The sequence below is a fragment of the Pseudomonas sp. GL93 genome (genome assembly GCF_003408955.1).
Taxonomy (GTDB): Bacteria; Pseudomonadota; Gammaproteobacteria; order Pseudomonadales; family Pseudomonadaceae; genus Aquipseudomonas; species Aquipseudomonas paracarnis.
In genome coordinates, this window is the sequence record NZ_NKRF01000078.1 from 180,822 (window position 1) to 199,105 (window position 18,284).

Consider the following 18,284-nt stretch of genomic DNA (forward strand, 5'->3'; position numbering starts at 1 on the left):
CACCCCTGTGGGCACTACATGGCCAGTGTGGGAGCTGGCTTGCCTGCGATAGCGGTGGTTCAGTTAAAGATTCATTGACTGTCACTGCGCATTCGCGGGCAAGCCCGCTCCCACAGGGTAACTGTGCCGTACGCTGATTGTGTGGGCACACAGGTATGCACCCAGACGCAGTAAGTAAAAAATAGTTGCCAGCAGAGGTGAGGTAAATCACCAGCCCATCCGTGTAGTGCATGAAACTGCGATCAATTCGCATTAACAGCGTTTTCTACACGGGTGCTCACAGCATGAAATCGACGGCGGGCGGTTGGGTAAAACAGTGGCTGGGAGCCTCGGTATTCACGGTGTCGGGGTTGGCCTTGCTGCCCCTGGCCATGGCGCAGGCGCAGGAGCAGCAAAGTGCCCAGTTCAATTTTGCCCTGGCGGCCAAGCCGCTGCCCCAGGCGTTGAGCGATTTCAGCCGGGTCACCGGCATCAGTGTGATCTACACCGACGAGGCGCCCTACGGTCTCAGCGCCCCGGCGGTCAGTGGGCAGATGAGCGCGACCCAGGCCCTGCAACGTCTGTTGGGCCGTTCCGGCTTCACTTTCCGCCAGATCGACGCCCGTACCCTGGCGCTGGAGCCCGTGCCCACCGATGGCGCGGTCAACCTCGGTGCCACCACCATCAGCGGCCTCGACCAGACCCCAGCCAGCACCAGCTACCAGCCACCGCCCACCAGTTCAGTGATGCGCTCCCATGGCCTGCTGCTGGAAACCCCGCAAACCGTGAATGTGGTGCCCGCCCAAGTATTGCGCGATCAACAGCCGCGTAACCTGGATGATGCCTTGGGCAATATCAGCGGCATCACCCAGACAAACACCCTCGGCAGCACTCAGGATGCGGTGATGCTGCGTGGTTTTGGCGACAACCGTAACGGCTCGATCATGAAGGACGGTATGCCGGTGGTGCAGGGCCGTGCCATGAACGCTACCGCCGAGCGTATTGAAGTGCTCAAGGGCCCGTCCTCGCTGTTGTATGGCATCCAGGACCCGGGCGGCGTAGTCAATATCGTCAGCAAAAAGCCTGAGCTGGTGCAGTCCACCTCCCTGACCGCGCGCGGTTCAACCTTCGGCAGCGGCAAAAACGGCAGCGGCGGCAACCTCGACACCACCGGCCCCCTCGGCGACAGCGGCCTGGCTTATCGCCTGATCGTCGATCATGAGGACGAAGACTACTGGCGTAACTACGGCACCCATCGCGAGACCCTGGTGGCGCCGTCCCTGGCCTGGTACGGCGATACCACCCAAGTGGTGCTGGCCTATGAACACCGCGAATTTCTCGCGCCGTTCGACCGTGGCACCGCCATCGATCCCAAGACCAACCATCCGTTAAACATCCCCGCCACCCGCCGTCTGGATGAGCCGTTCAACAATATGGAAGGGCGCTCCGACCTGTATCGCCTGACCGTGGACCACGACCTGAACGACGACTGGAAGGCCCACTTCGGCTACAGCTGGAACCGCGAAACCTACGACGCCAGCCAGGTGCGCGTGGTCAAGGTCAACCCCAACGGCACCCTGACCCGCAGCATGGACGACACCCAGGGCGCGCTGACCACCGACCGCTTCGCGACCGCCAGCCTCGAAGGCAAGGTCGATGTTGCGGGTATGCAGCACGACCTGGTATTCGGCCTGGACGATGAATACCGCAAGATCTACCGCGCCGACCTGATCCGCCAGGCACCGCGAGGCAGCTTCGATTACAACAACCCGGTGTACGGCAACGAAGTCGCCGGCTCCAAAGTCAGCGCGCCGGACAGCAACCAGACTGACCTGCTGCGCAGCGATTCGCTGTTCTTCCAGGATGCCATCCACCTCAACGACCAATGGATTCTGGTCGGCGGTGCGCGCTATCAGATGTACGATCAATACGCTGGCAAAGGCGTGCCGTTCACCGCCAACACTGATGGCAACGGCCAGAAGTGGGTACCACGGGCCGGGCTGGTGTATCGCTACACCGATGAACTGTCGTTCTACGGCAGCTACACCGAGTCGTTCAAACCCAACTCCACCATCGCGCCACTGGCCAACAAAACCGTGCTGGATGGCAGTCTCGACCCTGAAGAGTCCAAGGCCTGGGAGCTGGGCACCAAGTTCGACCTGCCGGGGCGCATCACCGCCAGCGCAGCGTTGTTCACCATCGATAAACGCAACGTGTTGGTGCAGGTGGGCGAGGGCCTGACCTCGGAGTACAGCGTGGCTGGCAAGGTGCGCTCACGCGGTCTGGAGCTGGACGCCAGCGGCCAACTGACGGACAAGTGGAGCCTGATTGGCAGCTATGCCTACACCGATGCCGAGGTTACCGAAGACCCTAAGCTCAAAGGCAATCGCCTGCAGAATGTGGCAAAAAATACCGGCTCGTTGTCGGCGGTGTATGACTTCGGCAGCATCCTGGGTGGTGATCAACTGCGCGTCGGCGCCGGGGCGCGTTATGTCGGCGAGCGGGCAGGGGACGCGGCCAACAGTTTCGAACTGCCCAGCTACACCGTGGCCGATGTGTTCGCCAGCTATGACACAAGGCTTGAGGGGCAGAAGGTCAAGTTCCAGCTCAATGTGAAGAACCTGTTCGACCGCACCTACTACACGTCCTCGGTGAATACGCAGTTTGTGTCCATGGGTGATGCGCGGCAGGTGTCGGTGTCCAGCACCTTGACCTTCTGATTCATTTATCTGTGGGAGCTGGCTTGCCTGCGATGGCATCGACTGGGTTTGCCTGATACACCGAGTTGTCTGCATCGCAGGCAAGCCAGCTCCCACAGGAAAGCGGTCGCCACATTGATAGCGAGCTGTTAGCGTTGCCGCCATTGCATGCTTATGGAAAACGCAACGATGCACTTTGGAAAATGGTTACGCACCCGCACCCTGCTGGTCGGTTTGAGTTTTTTACTGGGCGGCTGCGCCAGCGTCTCCCAAACTTCCACGCCGGCAATCCTGGATAAACTGTTGAGCGATCCGGCGCTGCAAGGTGCTACGGTCTCGCTGATGGTACGTGACGCCCGCACGGGCACCACGCTCTATCAGCACAACCCTCGCACCCGGCTGGTGCCCGCTTCCAACCTTAAATTGCTGACCACCGCCGCGGCCATGGATGTACTGGGGCCGCAATACCGCTTCGCCACCCAACTGCTGAGCAATGGCATACGCCAGGGCGACCGCCTGACCGGCAACCTGTACCTGCGTGGCCTGGGCGACCCGAGTATTCAGTTTGCCGATTACCAGGCGCTGGCCGCGCAGTTGGCCAGCCAGGGCGTACGCCAGGTACAGGGCGATCTGGTGTTCGACGACACCTGGTTCGATGCCGAGCGATTGGGGGTGGATTGGTCCCATGACGATGAAACCACCTACTACGGCGCGCAGATTTCGGCGCTGACTGTGTCGCCCAATGCGGATTTCGATGCCGGCAGCGTGCTGGTCACGGCCAAGGCGCCAGTGCGGGCCGGCTCGCCGGTGAGTGTCGAGATCTTCCCGCCCACCGATTACCTGCAACTGAGCAACCGCGCCATCAGTGGGCCGGGCAACAGCTATGGGATCAACCGTCGCCATGGCACCAACCTGTTGCAGCTCAGCGGCGCAGTGGCGCCGGGGCGGCAGAGCCAGCAATTGGTCAGCGTCTGGGAGCCAACGCAACTGGTCGCGAATCTATTCGAACAAGCCTTGGCGCAACAGGGCATCACCGTACTGGGGCGTCGAGTGATGGGCGGGGCAAGCCCGGCTGCAGTGACGGTGCTGGCCGAGCACCAATCGGCGCCGTTGCAGGAGTTGATCACGCCGCTGCTCAAGCTTTCGAACAACAACATGTCCGAAGCCTTGCTCAAGGCCATGGGCCGCCAGACCGCCAATAGCGGCACGGCAGCGGCGGGCGCCGTGGCGGTGGCCGGGTTTCTCAAGCGCCAGGGGCTGGACACCAGCACGTTCAGTCAGGTCGACGGCTCCGGCCTCTCGCGGCGCAATCTGGTGTCGTCGCAAACCCTCACCGACCTGCTGCTGACCGCCAGCAAACAGCCGTGGTTCGACGCCTGGTACAACGCGCTGCCGATTGCCGGCAACACCGACCGCATGACCGGCGGCAGCCTGCGCTACCGTCTGCGCGACACGCAGGCGCAAAACAACCTGCACGCCAAGACCGGCTCCATGGGCGGTGTGTCGTCATTGAGTGGTTACATCACCGACGCCGGCGGGCGCAAGCTGGTGTTCGCGATGCTGACCAACAACTACGTGGTGGCCGGCGCGCAGGTCAAGGCGTTGGAGGATCGCGTGGCAGTGGCGCTGTCACGCAACGAGCAGTGATTCAGAGCTGATAGCCCATGCGCCAACTCACGGCCCGGGTCGCCGCCAGCAGGTGCTGCGCCGCCGGGCCATCTTCATCGGCATGGAACAGTGAGGTCGGGCCGACCACGGTCATCACTGCCGCCACTTGCCCGACCGCATTGAACACCGGCGCCGACAACGCATCCACGCCGGGCATCAGCAAGCCATGCACAAAGTGCAGGCCACGGCTGCGGATTTGTTCGCACACGCTGGCATAGGCCTGATCGTCTGCCAAGGTATGAGCGGTGCCGGCTTGAACCTCGCGTTCGCGCAGTTCCACAGTTTCCCGTGACGGCAGGTAAGCGCTGAACACCAGCCCGGTGGACGAGCTGAGCAGCGGCAGCACTGAGCCCAACTGCGTCACCACGGTAACGGCGCGCACTGCCGGTTCGATCTGCACCACGGTCGCGCCCTGGTTGCCCCACACCGCCAGAAAGCAGGTTTCATTCAATTCATCGCGCAGTTCGGCCAGGGGCATGGCGCCGACTTTCAACACATCTATGCTGCCCAGCGCCGCCAGCCCCACTCGCAATGCCTCCCGGCCCAGGCCGTAATGGTTGGTGGCTGCGTTCTGTTCGGCAAAACCCGACGCGATCAGGGCCTGCAAATAGCGGTGGACCTTGCTCGCCGGCATCTGCACATGTTCGGCCAGGCGTGACAACGAGGTGGCCGGGGACAGTTCGGCCAGGGCCTTGAGGATATCGGTGCCGACTTCCGCCGAGCGGACTTTCTGTTTACCGGTGTCGCGGGGCTTTTCCATGGAAGGGCGAGAATCCGAAAGATGAATGGGCGTCTTTATAGCTTGACGGTCAACAGTGATCAAATTACGTTATGCGTAACTGGATTACGATAAATACAACTGACCCTCAGAGGACGATCCATGAACCTCGAATACCTGTCGGGCTTCGGCAATGAATTCGCCAGCGAAGCCTTGCCCGGCGCGCTGCCGGTTGGCCAGAACTCGCCGCAGAAAGCCCCTTACGGCCTCTACACCGAACTGTTTTCCGGCACCGCCTTCACCATGGCCCGCAGCGAAGCCCGTCGCACCTGGCTGTACCGCATCCAGCCTTCGGCCAACCACCCGGCGTTCGTCAAGCTTGCGCGGCAATTGGCCGGTGGCCCGTTGGGCGCGGTGACGCCCAATCGCTTGCGTTGGAACCCGTTGGATATCCCGAGTGAGCCGACGGACTTTATCGACGGCCTGGTGGGCATGGTCGCCAATGCGGGGGCGGAAAAACCAGCGGGCATCAGCATCTATAACTACCGCGCCAACCGCTCCATGGAGCGCGTGTTCTTCAATGCCGACGGCGAACTGCTGATCGTCCCCGAGCAGGGCCGCCTGCGCATCGCCACCGAACTGGGCGTGCTGGATGTCGAGCCGCTGGAAATTGTCGTGCTGCCTCGTGGCCTCAAGTTCCGTATCGAACTGCTGGACACGCAAGCCCGCGGTTACGTCGCCGAGAACCACGGCGCTCCGCTGCGCCTGCCTGACCTGGGGCCGATTGGCAGCAACGGCCTGGCCAACCCCCGCGACTTTCTTACGCCGGTTGCCCACTATGAAGACCTCAAGCAACCGACCACGCTGGTACAGAAATTCCTCGGCGAACTGTGGGCCTGCGAGCTGGACCATTCACCGCTCAACGTGGTCGCCTGGCACGGCAACAATGTGCCGTACAAATACGACCTGCGTCGCTTCAACACCATTGGCACCGTGAGTTTCGATCATCCGGACCCGTCGATCTTCACCGTGCTGACCTCGCCCACCAGCGTGCATGGCCTGGCCAACCTCGACTTCGTGATCTTCCCGCCGCGCTGGATGGTGGCCGAGAACACCTTCCGGCCGCCGTGGTTCCATCGCAACCTGATGAACGAATACATGGGCCTGATCCAGGGCGCCTACGACGCCAAGGCCGAAGGCTTCCTGCCGGGCGGCGCATCGCTGCACAGTTGCATGAGCGCCCATGGCCCGGATGGCGAGACCTGCACCAAGGCCATCAATGCGGACCTGGCGCCGCACAAGATCGATAACACCATGGCGTTCATGTTCGAGACCAGCCAAGTGCTGCGCCCGACCCAGTTCGCCCTGGAGTGCCCACAACTGCAACCTGCGTATGACGCGTGCTGGGCCGCGCTGCCCGCCACCTTCAACCCGAACCGGAGATAACCCATGACTCAACCAACCCAGACCCGCAGTTGGGTATCCTCGGCCAACGGCCACGCCGATTTCCCCCTGCAGAACTTGCCCCTGGGCGTGTTCAGTATCAATGGCTCGGCACCGCGCAGTGGCGTGGCGATTGGCGATGCAATTCTCGACCTGCATGCCGCACTGGACGCGTTTGAGGGCGAAGCCCGACGCGCCGTCGAAGCTACTGCGGGCGGGCAGTTGAACGCGCTCTTCGAACTGGGCCGTGGCCCTCGCGTTGCCCTGCGCGAGCGCCTGCTGGAACTGCTGGCCGAAGGCAGCGAGCTGCAAAACCGCGAAGCGCACGTGCTGCACCGTGCCGCCGATTGCCAGATGCACCTGCCGGCCAAGATCAATGACTACACCGACTTCTACGTCGGCATCGAGCACGCGCAAAACGTCGGCAAATTGTTCCGTCCCGATAACCCGCTGTTGCCGAACTACAAGTACGTGCCGATTGGTTACCACGGCCGTGCTTCGACCATTCGTCCCTCGGGTACAGAGGTGCGACGCCCTAAAGGCCAGACCCTGCCGGCCGGCCAGTCCGAGCCGACCTTTGGCCCATGCGCGCGCCTGGACTATGAGTTGGAGCTGGGCATCTGGATCGGCCAGGGCAATGCCATGGGCGATGCGATTGCCATTGGTGATGCCGCCGAGCATATCGCCGGTTTCTGCCTGCTCAACGACTGGTCGGCGCGGGATATCCAGGCCTGGGAGTACCAGCCGCTGGGGCCGTTCTTGTCGAAAAGCTTTATCACCAGCATCTCGCCGTGGGTGGTCACCGCCGAAGCCTTGGAGCCTTTCCGCAAAGCCCAGCCGCCGCGCCCTGAAGGTGATCCGCAACCGCTGCCTTACCTGCTGGATAAGCGTGATCAGAACGCGGGCGCCTTTGATATCGAACTGGAAGTGCTGCTCACCACGGCCTCGATGCGCGAGCAAAACCTGCCCGCCCATCGCCTGACCTTGAGCAACACCGAACATATGTACTGGACCGTGGCACAAATGGTGGCGCACCACAGCGTCAATGGTTGCCAGTTGCAGGCCGGTGACCTGTTTGGTTCGGGCACGTTGTCTGGCCCGCAGCCGGGGCAGTTCGGCAGCCTGCTGGAAATTACCGAAGGCGGTAAGAAGCCGATTGAATTGCCCAGCGGCGAGGTACGTAAATTCCTCGAGGACGGCGACGAAATCATCCTGCGTGCCCGTTGCAACCGTGAAGGCTTTGCCTCCATCGGTTTCGGCGAATGCCGCGGTACCGTGGTCGCGGCGCGTTAAGAGGGCTGGGCAATGGAACTCTATACCTACTACCGTTCTACCGCGTCGTATCGGGTACGTATTGCCCTGGCACTCAAGGGCCTGGATTTCACCGCGCTGCCGGTCAACCTGCTGGTGCCGGCAGGCGGCGCCAACCACCAGCCGGAATACCTGGCGATCAACCCGCAAGGGCGCGTTCCGGCCTTGCGTACCGATGAGGGGGCGTTGCTGATTCAGTCACAGGCGATCATCGAGTACCTGGAAGAGCGTTATCCACAGGTGCCGCTGCTCTCCAAGGATTTGGTCGCCAGGGCTCATGAGCGGGCGGTGGCGTCGATCATCGCCTGTGATATCCACCCGTTGCATAACTCCAGCACCCAGAACTTGCTGCGCAAGTGGGGGCACGATGAGGCGCAATTGCTGGAGTGGATAGGGCACTGGATCAGCCAGGGCCTGGGCGCGGTGGAGCAGTTGATTGGCGACACTGGGTTTTGCTTTGGCGAGCAGCCGGGCTTGGCCGATGCGTTTTTGATCCCGCAGTTGTACGCGGCCGAGCGTTTCAAGGTGCCCTTGGCGGCGTACCCACGCATTGGGCGGGTGGCGGCATTGGCGGCCCAACATCCGGCCTTCGTGCAGGCCCACCCCGCCAATCAACCTGACACCCCCTAGGACCCCTGTGGGAGGGTGGGAAGCCCCAATGCCGTTCAGTTAAGCGAGCGCAATGCTCACAGCCATGAAGATCAAATGTGGGAGCTGGCTTGCCTGCGAAAGCGTTGGTGCAGTGGCAGATGCGGTGACGGACACACCGCCTTCGCGGGCAAGCCCGCTCCCACAGGGGATTCGCGCTTAACTGACCGGCATTGGGGTAAACCCCTCCCACATTTGATCGCGCCAACCTAATAAAAAATAAAGGTACCTTGCGATGCACAATCAGATTGCCAGCTTTCGTGCGGCACTCGACGCCCGTCCGGTGTCCCGCTACCAATGGTTAATTCTCCTGCTGCTGGCACTGCTACTGGTCACCGATGGCTATGACGCCCAGGTGCTGGGCTATGTAGTGCCGGCATTGGCTCAGGATTGGGGGCTGGAAAAAGCCGCGTTCGGCCCCGTGTTCAGCGCCAACCTGCTGGGCCTCACCCTGGGCTCGCTGCTGGTGACACCGCTGGCGGATCGGTTTGGCGTGCGACGTATTCTGCTGGCGTGCGTGCTGATCTACGCCAGCCTCACGGTATTGATGGTGTTCGCCAATTCCCTGACCACGTTGATGGCGGCGCGGTTTATCTGCGGCATTGGCATGGGCGGCGCGATGCCCAGTGCCATGGCGTTGATGTCGGAATATTCGCCGCCACGCCTACGCACCTTGATGGTGACCCTGGCCGCGTGCGGTTTTTCGTTCGGCGGCGCGGCGGGTGGCTTCGTAGCGGCGGGGTTTATCGACAGCTTTGGCTGGCAAGCGGTGTTCCTGGCCGGCGGCGTGACGCCATTGCTGCTGTTCCCGTTCCTGGTATGGCTGTTGCCCGAATCCCTGCCGCGGTTGCTGCGCGATGCGCCGCCGTACCTGCGTTTGCGCAAGGTCACGGGGCGGATGCTGCCCGAGTGGCAGCCGCCGTCCGCCAGCGAAGCCGAGAACCGCCAGGAGCAGGGCAGCAAACTGACGGTGGTGGAGCTGTTCCGTAACGGCTACGCCCGCCCGACGTTGCTGATCTGGGCGACCTTTTTTGTCAGCCTGATCCTGCTGTATTTCATGATCAGTTGGTTGCCGTCGCTATTGCTCGAAAGCGGCCTGGCGTTGAACGAAGCCAACCTGGTCACCTCCATGTTCCTGTTCGCCGGCACCTTGGGCGCCATCCTCATGGCCTGGTTTGCCGACCGTCTGAAAAGCAAAGTGCGGTTGCTGTCCGGCGTGCTGGCGGCGGCAGCGCTGTGCACCATTCTGCTGGGCTTGAACCACGACAACCCACGCTACCTGGTGGCCTGCGTGTTCGCTGCCGGGTTCTGCATCATCGGCGGGCAACTGACCCTCAATGCCTTCGCGAGCAACTTCTACCCGGCGCACGTGCGCGCCACCGGCACGGGCTGGGCGTTGGGTGTGGGGCGATTCGGGTCGATTCTGGGGCCACTGTTTGGCAGCCTGTTGTTGGCGATGCATATACCGGTCGAGCAGATTTTCTTCTTCTGCGCGATTCCGGCGGTGATTGCAGCGTTGCTGATTATTCAAGTGCGGGCGCCTTCACTGTAGGAGCGAGCTTGCTCGCGAAGCACGTCAACGATAACGCGGGCATCCTGGTTTAACGCGGTGCCCTTGCGTTCTTCGCGAGCAAGCTCGCTCCTACAGTGGGGTCAGTGCACCACTGAGTTGGGCGGCAGGTGCCCCAGCCGCTCGGTCAGGCGCAGGCGCTGGATAGGGTCGTCGCTGAGCAGCAGGGCGTGTTCCAGGTCGAAGCGTTCGGCACTCGGGCAGTCCAGGCGTTGATACAGGCTGGCCCGCGCCAGGTAGTCGGAGGCGCTGGCGTTGCCCAGTTCCAGTACGCGCTCGGCGTCCACCAGGGCGGCCAGTGGCTCGTCGTTGGCAAGGTAGAGTGGGCGCAGGTTGCGCGACAGCCGCTGCAGGATCGCCCGTGGCTCGGCGGTCAGCAGGTGGTCGGCCTGCAATTTCAGCTTCGGCCCGTATTGGCGCGCCAGCAACTCGCGACAGTCGTTGGGGTACAGGCGCCGACCGCCGCAAGGGTCCAACAGGTGATCGGTTCCAGGTACCCGCAGCAGGAAGTGCCCGGGGAAGTTCACGCCGACCATCGGGATATCCAGGCGCTTTGCCATCTCCAGTGCGATCAGGCCCATGGCCAAGGGTTGCCCGCGTTTGCGTTGCAGCACTTTGTCCAACAGCGCGGCGGCGGGGCGCAACGGCGTATGATCATCCTGAGCAAACCCCAGGTCATTCATGCGCCGCAGCAGCGGCTGGCCGAGTTCATCCGCTGGTAGCAGGGGCATGCCCAGGCTGACCTGTTGTTGTAGCGCGCCAAGGTCGTGCAGGATCAGCGCCGGCTGCACGCTGGCGTCATGCTCGGCAGCAATCCACAACGCGGCTTCAAACAGCGCGGGGGGTGAACGGTCCAGACAGGCGAAAAAGGCGGTGCGGGGATTCATTGAGTTCTCCGGCATATGCCCCCGTTTTAGCCTTGCTGCGAATTTTCGTCCAGCATCTTGAGAGATATCCCACGCTCTTATGTCGTAGATCCCACGAAAACGCGCGGCTTATTCCAGCGCAATCCAGCAGTTTTCTGCCGCAAGCCTATACTTGGCCCACTACCAGAAGTGATTCGGGAGCTCATTGATGTTTGCGCTCATGCACAGCACCCGCCTTGAATCGCTGCACCTGAGCGTTGATCCGGTGACCGGCTTGAAGGCGATCATCGCCATCCACAACAGTCGTCTGGGCCCAGCGTTGGGTGGCTGTCGTTCCCTGGCTTACCCTAACGACGAAACCGCCGTGGCCGATGCCGCGCGCCTGGCACAAGGCATGAGCTACAAAGCGGCACTGGCCGGGCTGCCGGTGGGCGGCGGCACGGCGGTGATCATCCGCCCCGTGCACGTGGAAAGCCGTGCGGCGCTGTTCGAGGCGTTTGGCCGTTGTGTGGAAAAACTCGACGGCCGCTTCATCACCTCGATCGACAGCGGCACTTCGGTCGCCGACATGGACTGCATCGCCCAGAACACCCGCTTTGTCACCAGCACCACCGCCGCCGGCGACCCCGCGCCCCATGCCGCCATGGGGGTATTCGCCGGTATCCGCACCACCGCCATGGCGCGCCTGGGCAGCGACAACCTCGAGGGCCTGCGCGTCGCGGTGCAAGGCCTGGGTAATGTCGGTTATGCCCTGGCCGAACAATTGCACGCCGCCGGTGCCGAGTTGCTGGTCAGCGACATCGACCACGGCAAGGTGCAACTGGCCATGGAGCAACTGGGCGCCCACCCGATTGCCAACGATGCCTTGCTCAGCACCCCTTGCGACATCCTCGCACCGTGCGGCGTCGGCGCCGTATTCAACCGCAACAGCGTCGGCCAGTTGCGTTGCGCCGCGGTGGCGGGTTCGGCCAGCGCACAACTGACCAACCTGGACATCGCCGACCAATTGGAAAGCCGCGGCATCCTCTACGCACCAGACTATGTGATCAATTCTGGCGGGCTGATCTACGTAGCCCTCAAACACGCCGGCACCGACCTGCCAGGCATCACCGCGCACCTGTCGAACATCGGCACGCGCCTGACCGAAATCTTCGCCCACGCCCAAGCCGAAAAACGCTCCCCCGCACGGGTGGCCGATGAGCTGGCCGAACGCCTGCTGTACAAATAGGCCAGGCATTAAAAAGGCCCTGAACCATGATTCAGGGCCTGTTCAATTCGGGCTTCACTCCGCCGCCGGGTTCAGTAACTCGGACAATGCGTCCGGCTGGCTCTTGAACGCCTTGGCAAAGACATCGCGGTTCTTCGCCATGTAGATCCCGGCTTCTTCCACCTGCTGCTCGCTCAACGACGGCACGGCTTTTTGCAACACCTCTGCCAGCAACTCAGCGAGTTCAAGCATCTTGTCATGACGGTCAGCTTCGGCTTTATCCATGAACAAACGCTCCAGATCTCGGCTGCTGCGGTATACCACTTCGACGGCCATTCACCACCTCACATGCCTTCACGATAGTTGTCTTTTGCGACTACTGTATTTATATACAGCTAAAAGGATAAGCCAAACGTTGGGGTTTGGATAGTAGGTTTTTAATGTAGTTGGGAAATGGGGGTTTGCTACAGCGCAAACGCTCACTGTGGCAAGGGCTCAGATTTCTGTGCCTCATGCCACCGAGCCATCATCTCATGGCAGTGCTGGCCTTTTTTCTGCATGCAGAACAACCGTCACGTCCACCCCGCATTATCCGGTCGAGCCGACCTAAGGAAGCATCATCGTGAAAATCAATTGGGCCGAAAGGCTGCGTCAGCAAGTCCACGGGCTGGCCGAGTCGCTGGGTAATCTGTTTGTCGAGTCGTTCCACTACCTGGCGCTGTTTGCCATCGGTGCGGTGACCGCCTGGGCGGCGGTGATGGAATTCCTGGGGATGCTGGAGAACGGGCACATCAAGATCGATGACATCTTGCTGCTGTTCATCTACCTGGAATTGGGCGCCATGGTCGGGATTTACTTCAAGACCAACCACATGCCGGTGCGCTTCCTGATCTACGTGGCGATCACAGCGCTCACGCGTTTGCTGATCTCCAACGTGTCCCATCACAACCCGCCGGACCTGGGCATCATCTACCTGTGCGGCGGCATTTTGCTGTTGGCGTTTGCGATCCTGGTAGTGCGCTACGCCTCGTCGGCCTTCCCTTCGGTGAAGGTCGAAAGCCCGCGTCGCAAGGGCGAGGCGAGCCTGGAGACCGAGAAGGGCGAGCTTTAAAGCCCGACGCTGAAGGGCAGGGTACGGGCGGGCGGTTGCTGCAGGAGTTTGTGGCTGTCGCCGTCCGTCATCAGCTCCAGGATTTGCACGGCGCTGTGGCCCTGTTCGATGGCGATGCCGAACTGGATGCTTTGCACCAGGCGCTTGAGGCGTTGCGGGTCGTTGCGTTGTTCGGCGCTGATCATGCGCTTGGCCACTACGCCGGTCTCGTCCGAGAGGGTGAGCATGATGCTGCCGTCCAGCCGTTGGATGCTCAGGTTGACGCGGTATTGGGGGCTGAACGTGTCGGTGATGATCTGAAAAGGATTGTCCATGGTGCGTTACCGCCTGATAAGAACATGCAGTCATTGACGGCCGGTGTCAGGATTAGTTCGCATTGCCTGACCACTGGCCAAATTCCGTTTTCCTCGAAAGTTCTACAGCAAGGGCCGTGCCGTACAGCGATTTACCCGGCACAGAAATCCAAATGTGGGAGCGGGCTTGCTCGCGAATGCGGTGTATCAGCCAACAAATACTTGGCTGAAGGACCGCATTCGCGAGCAAGCCCGCTCCCACATTTTTTTGTGCTGCTTTTGGAGATCAGTGAGCTAATTCAGGGCATCACGGAAAAAACGATCGCAGACAGCGCAATCAGCCCGATGACCACCACAAATACATTTGATGCCTGGCCTGAATACTGGCGCAAAGATGGCACGCGGCGGATGGCGTACATCGGCATCAGGAACAGCAGGCACGCGATGATCGGCCCGCCCATGGTTTCGATCATGCCCAGGATGCTGGGGTTGAAGGTGGCCACGGCCCAGCAGGTCAGTACCATATACAACGCTGTGCTGCGTTCCAGCCATTTGGACGACATCGAACGGTTACGCCCGCGTAGGGATTTGACGATCAGCCCCTGGAAGCCTTCGCTGGCACCAATGTAGTGGCCCAGGAAGGATTTGGTGATCGCCACCAGTGCGATCAACGGCGCGGCGTAGGCAATCACCGGCGTCTGGAAGTGGTTGGCCAGGTACGACAGGATCGAGATGTTCTGAGCCTTGGCAGCGGCCAGGTCAGCCGGTGACAGCGCCAGCACGCAGCTGAAGCAGAAGAACATTACGGTCAGCACCATCATGCCGTGGGCGGTGGCCAGGATGCCGCTGCTTTTGCGCTCGGCCTGGGCGCCGTAGACGCGTTTCTGGTCAACGGCAAAGGCGGAGATGATCGGTGAATGGTTGAACGAGAACACCATCACCGGGATCGCCAGCCACAATGTCTTGAAGAACAGCGGCAACGGCATGCCTTCGCTGGCGGAGGCGAAGAACGCACCATTCCAGTTAGGGATCAGGCTGACAGCCAGCAGCAACAGCGCAGCAACGAACGGGTACACCAGCACACTCATGGCCTTGACGATCACGCTCTGGCCACAACGCACGATGGCCATCAGGCCAAGGATCAGCACCAGGGACAAGATCGCACGGGGCGGCGGCGCCATGTGCAATTGGTGCTCCATGAAGCTGCCCAGGGTGTTGGTCAGCGCCACGCTGTACACCAGCAGGATCGGGAAGATTGCAAAGAAATACAGCAGGGTGATCAACTTTCCGGCGCCGACACCGAAGTGTTCCTCCACCACTTCGGTGATGTCGCCGGATTTGCCCGACAGCACAAAGCGCGTCAACCCACGGTGGGCGAAGAAGGTCATCGGAAATGCCAGCAGTGCCAGCACGATCAGCGGCCAGAAACCGCCGACGCCGGCATTGATCGGCAGGAACAGGGTGCCTGCGCCGATGGCGGTGCCATAGAGGCCGAGCATCCAGGTGGTGTCGTGTTTGGTCCAGCCGGTGGTTACTGTGTTTTCTCTGACATCGGGATTTTCGGCAGCAGGTGTACGTACATCAGTCATCGGTATTGCCTCGTTATTATTTTTGCGCGGGCTCACGTTGGGGCGGGTAGCAGTGCTCCGATCAGCACTCCACCCAGCTGACCGCCAGGCCGCCCCGTGAAGTTTCTTTGTATTTGTCATGCATATCGGCGCCGGTATCGCGCATGGTGCGGATTACCCGGTCGAGGGAGATGAAGTGTTTGCCGTCGCCGCGCAGGGCCATCTGCGTGGCGTTGATCGCCTTGACCGCCGCAATGGCATTGCGCTCGATGCACGGCACCTGCACCAGGCCACCGACCGGGTCGCAGGTCAGGCCGAGGTTGTGTTCCAGGCCGATTTCGGCGGCGTTTTCCAGTTGCTCCGGGGTGGCGCCGAGAATATCGGCCAAGCCGGCAGCGGCCATGGCGCAGGCCGAACCTACTTCGCCCTGGCAGCCGACTTCGGCGCCGGAGATGGAGGCGTTTTTCTTGCAGAGGATGCCGACGGCGGCGGCGGCGAGGAAGAAATTGACCACATCGTCGTCAGACGCGTCCGCGTTGAACTTCATGTAGTAGTGCAGCACGGCGGGGATGATCCCGGCCGCGCCATTGGTCGGTGCGGTGACCATGCGCCCGCCAGCGGCGTTTTCTTCGTTGACGGCGAGGGCGAACAGGTTGACCCATTCCATCGCCGACAAGGTCGAGGTGATCACGTTGGGCTTGCCGATTTCCAGCAGGCTGCGGTGCAACTTCGCGGCGCGACGGGGCACATCCAGGCCACCGGGCAGGATGCCTTCATCGCGCAGGCCCTGTTCCACGCATTCGCGCATCACCGACCAGATATGCAGCAGGCCGCTGCGGATCTCTTCGTCGCTGCGCCACGCCCGCTCATTGGCCATCATCAGCTCGGATACCCGCAGGCCGTGCTTGTTGCACAAGGCCAGCAGTTCCACGGCGCTGGAAAAGTCATAGGGCAATTGCACATCGCTGGTGGGCGCAATGCCTGATGCGGCTTCGGCGGCTTCGATAATAAAACCACCGCCCACCGAGTAATAGGTTTGTTCGCTCAGCAGGCCGCTGTCGCCATAGGCATGCAGGGACATGGCGTTAGGGTGGTAAGGCAGGCTTTCGTCCAGCAGCAACAGATCGGTATGCCAGTTGAAGGCAATCTCCTGTTGGCCGGCCAGCAACAGCCGGCCGGACTCGAGTAATTGCTGGATACGCCCGTTGATCGAGGTGGGGTCGACGCGGTCTGGCCATTCGCCCATCAGGCCCATGACACAGGCGCGGTCGGTGGCATGGCCGACGCCGGTAGCGGACAGCGAGCCATACAGGCGCACTTCTACGCGACGGGTTTGGCTGAGCACATGCTGGTCGGTCAGGGCTTGGGCGAACGTCGCGGCAGCGCGCATCGGGCCGACGGTGTGGGAGCTGGAAGGGCCGATACCCACCTTGAATAGATCGAAAACACTGATAGCCATGCTAAAGCCTTACAAGCAATGGAGTAGAAATCGCTGCCATGTTTTGTAGAGCAGGCGGAATTGGCGCGATACTGAGCCTCTGGATCGGTACTGACCAACGAATTATCCTAAGACACCCTTTAGCAGGACTAAACGCTATGAGTCGCCCCCTCCATGGCCAGACCTATGTCTGGCTGCATGTGTTTTCCTGTGCCGCGCGGCATCTATCGTTCACCCGCTGCGCCGAGGAACTGCACATCACGCCGGGAGCGGTGAGCCAACAAATTCGCCAGTTGGAGGAGCGCCTGGGCTTTCGGCTGTTTCATCGGCGTGCGCGGGGGGTAGAACTCAGCGCCGAGGGGCAGCGCCTGGCGGCCGTGGTAGGTGAGGCCTACGGCAGCATTGATGCAGAGTTGCAGCGCCTGGACGCCGGGATGATCAGCGGCACCTTGCGCCTGCGTTCGATCCCCTCGTTTCTGGGCAAATGGCTGACCCCGCGTCTGCCGCGTTTTCAGCAGCGTTTTCCAGACATTCAACTGCGCATGGTCGCCGAAGACAGCAGCATCGCCCTGCATGAAGGCGACTTCGACCTGGCCATCGACCTGAACGACGGCAGCTACCCAGGGTTGTTATCCACAGCCCTGTTGGATGAACAGATATTCCCGGTGTGCGCCCCCAGCCTGTTGCGTGGCCGCCCGCCCTTGCATGGCCCGGCGGACCTGGCCCATTTCCCGCTGCTGCACGACATCACGGCCTGGCGTGGGAGTTATGAATATGCCGAGTGGGAGTTTTACCTCAATGCTATCGGCTACCACGGTGCCGACGTGCGGCGCGGGCACACCTTCAACCGTAACCACCTGACCATCGAAGCCGCCATCGCCGGCATGGGCGTGGCGATTGCGCGGCGCACCTTGCTGAACGATGAACTGGAGCGCGGCACCTTGATCGTGCCGTTCGGCCTGGCGGTGCCCAACCATAAACGCTATGTACTGCTGTATGCGCCGGGCGCGTTGAACCATCCGGGCGTGCGTGCGGTGCATGATTGGCTGGTGGAGGAAGCGGGGGTTTTTCGCGGATTGCACCCGTTGGGAGAGGAGCAATTGTGAGTTTGGCAGGGCGTAAGAAGAGGTAACTAACTCCCCACCCTAACAGCGTTTTTGCTCGTCGTCAGGGTTAATTTGTAATGTGGGATTTATCTTTGCAAAGGACTTGAATTGTTTCAGCAGGTGCTCAATTGTGTAATCAAGAGGTCATGGTTTCACCACCCCGGTGTTGCAGTTTGTGACCTCTGGCGAGCTAGCTGAAATAAGGGAAGAACTATGCAAATCCAAGTCAATAGCGATAACCATATTGAAAGCAGCATCCGACTGGAGGAGTGGGTACGTACTACCATTGAGAGCACGCTCGAACGCTACGAAGAAGACCTGACCCGTGTAGAGGTCTACCTGCGGGACGAGAACGGCGACAAGCCCGGCCCTCACGATTTGAGTTGCCGTCTGGAAGCACGGCCAAAGGGCCACCAACCAGTTTCTGTGTGCCATAAAGCCGATACGCTGGAACAGGCGATCGATGGCGCCGCAGTCAAGCTTGACCACGCACTGGAACATCTGTTTGGCAAACTGCAAGGCAAGCCGCGCGCTGCCGGTAAAAACCAGCCAATCAACAAAGTGAATGAAGACGCGTTGGAAGAGGAATTCCTGGAAAACGAAAACGCTGCCATTAACGGCTGATTGTTTTTTCATTCCCCCACTGAAAACGGGCCTGC

At 61.3% G+C, this 18,284-nt stretch carries 16 protein-coding genes; 10 read left to right on the forward strand and 6 right to left on the reverse strand.

Annotation, left to right across the window (positions count from 1 at the left end; genetic code table 11):
* Positions 1-284 precede the first annotated feature (284 nt).
* Positions 285-2,699, forward strand: coding sequence for a TonB-dependent receptor (locus CER19_RS17045; RefSeq protein ID WP_116667236.1), 2,415 nt, complete (start codon positions 285-287; stop codon positions 2,697-2,699).
* Positions 2,700-2,867: 168 nt separating this feature from the next.
* Positions 2,868-4,325, forward strand: a complete 1,458-nt coding sequence (gene dacB, locus CER19_RS17050; RefSeq protein ID WP_116667237.1) for a D-alanyl-D-alanine carboxypeptidase/D-alanyl-D-alanine-endopeptidase — start codon at positions 2,868-2,870, stop codon at positions 4,323-4,325.
* Between the two features lies 1 nt (position 4,326).
* Here dacB and CER19_RS17055 read toward each other — a convergent pair whose 3' ends face one another.
* Entirely contained in the window at positions 4,327-5,106 is a 780-nt protein-coding gene (locus CER19_RS17055; protein ID WP_116667238.1) for an IclR family transcriptional regulator, read from the reverse strand.
* A gap of 120 nt (positions 5,107-5,226) precedes the next feature.
* On the opposite strand from CER19_RS17055, the gene hmgA reads away from it, so the two are divergent.
* The 4 genes from hmgA to CER19_RS17075 all read left to right on the forward strand — a co-directional run bounded on the left by hmgA (position 5,227) and on the right by CER19_RS17075 (position 10,018).
* Entirely contained in the window at positions 5,227-6,510 is a 1,284-nt protein-coding gene (hmgA, locus tag CER19_RS17060) for a homogentisate 1,2-dioxygenase (RefSeq protein WP_116667239.1), read from the forward strand.
* Between the two features lie 3 nt (positions 6,511-6,513).
* On the forward strand, positions 6,514-7,800 hold the full coding sequence (fahA, locus tag CER19_RS17065) for a fumarylacetoacetase (protein WP_116667240.1): 1,287 nt from the start codon (positions 6,514-6,516) through the stop codon (positions 7,798-7,800).
* A 12-nt stretch (positions 7,801-7,812) separates the two neighbouring features.
* Positions 7,813-8,448: a maleylacetoacetate isomerase gene (maiA, locus tag CER19_RS17070; RefSeq protein ID WP_116667241.1), complete on the forward strand. Its 636-nt coding sequence runs from the start codon at positions 7,813-7,815 to the stop codon at positions 8,446-8,448.
* A gap of 253 nt (positions 8,449-8,701) precedes the next feature.
* A complete protein-coding gene (locus CER19_RS17075) occupies positions 8,702-10,018 on the forward strand; it encodes an aromatic acid/H+ symport family MFS transporter (protein ID WP_116667242.1) in 1,317 nt (438 codons plus the stop codon).
* A gap of 101 nt (positions 10,019-10,119) precedes the next feature.
* Here the strand turns inward: CER19_RS17075 and CER19_RS17080 are convergent, their stop codons facing one another.
* A complete protein-coding gene (locus CER19_RS17080) occupies positions 10,120-10,923 on the reverse strand; it encodes a SirB1 family protein (protein WP_116667243.1) in 804 nt (267 codons plus the stop codon).
* A gap of 187 nt (positions 10,924-11,110) precedes the next feature.
* On the opposite strand from CER19_RS17080, the gene CER19_RS17085 reads away from it, so the two are divergent.
* Entirely contained in the window at positions 11,111-12,130 is a 1,020-nt protein-coding gene (locus CER19_RS17085) for a Glu/Leu/Phe/Val dehydrogenase dimerization domain-containing protein (RefSeq protein ID WP_116667244.1), read from the forward strand.
* Between the two features lie 54 nt (positions 12,131-12,184).
* Here CER19_RS17085 and CER19_RS17090 read toward each other — a convergent pair whose 3' ends face one another.
* Entirely contained in the window at positions 12,185-12,445 is a 261-nt protein-coding gene (locus tag CER19_RS17090; protein ID WP_003188807.1) for a YebG family protein, read from the reverse strand.
* A gap of 286 nt (positions 12,446-12,731) precedes the next feature.
* Here CER19_RS17090 and CER19_RS17095 point away from each other — a divergent pair, with 286 nt between their 5' ends.
* Positions 12,732-13,220 (forward strand): phosphate-starvation-inducible protein PsiE, encoded by a 489-nt coding sequence (locus CER19_RS17095; RefSeq protein WP_014717052.1) that lies wholly within the window; start codon positions 12,732-12,734, stop codon positions 13,218-13,220.
* On the opposite strand, the gene CER19_RS17100 is transcribed toward CER19_RS17095, so the two are convergent.
* The 3 genes from CER19_RS17100 to CER19_RS17110 all read right to left on the reverse strand — a co-directional run bounded on the left by CER19_RS17100 (position 13,217) and on the right by CER19_RS17110 (position 16,540).
* The gene (locus CER19_RS17100; protein ID WP_116667245.1) at positions 13,217-13,534 is read right to left on the reverse strand and encodes a DUF3509 domain-containing protein; all 318 of its coding nucleotides are present in this window, start codon (positions 13,532-13,534) and stop codon (positions 13,217-13,219) included. The two genes, CER19_RS17095 and CER19_RS17100, sit on opposite strands and share 4 nt — an antisense overlap.
* Before the next feature lie 278 nt (positions 13,535-13,812).
* Entirely contained in the window at positions 13,813-15,102 is a 1,290-nt protein-coding gene (locus CER19_RS17105) for a serine/threonine transporter (protein ID WP_116667246.1), read from the reverse strand.
* 61 nt (positions 15,103-15,163) lie between these two features.
* Positions 15,164-16,540 carry an L-serine ammonia-lyase gene (locus CER19_RS17110; protein WP_116667247.1) on the reverse strand — a complete coding sequence of 459 codons (1,377 nt, stop codon included), beginning with the start codon at positions 16,538-16,540 and terminating at the stop codon, positions 15,164-15,166.
* Positions 16,541-16,677: 137 nt separating this feature from the next.
* Here CER19_RS17110 and CER19_RS17115 point away from each other — a divergent pair, with 137 nt between their 5' ends.
* Positions 16,678-17,625 (forward strand): LysR substrate-binding domain-containing protein, encoded by a 948-nt coding sequence (locus CER19_RS17115; protein WP_116667248.1) that lies wholly within the window; start codon positions 16,678-16,680, stop codon positions 17,623-17,625.
* Between the two features lie 213 nt (positions 17,626-17,838).
* A complete protein-coding gene (locus CER19_RS17120) occupies positions 17,839-18,249 on the forward strand; it encodes an HPF/RaiA family ribosome-associated protein (protein ID WP_003188815.1) in 411 nt (136 codons plus the stop codon).
* Positions 18,250-18,284: the final 35 nt, after the last annotated feature.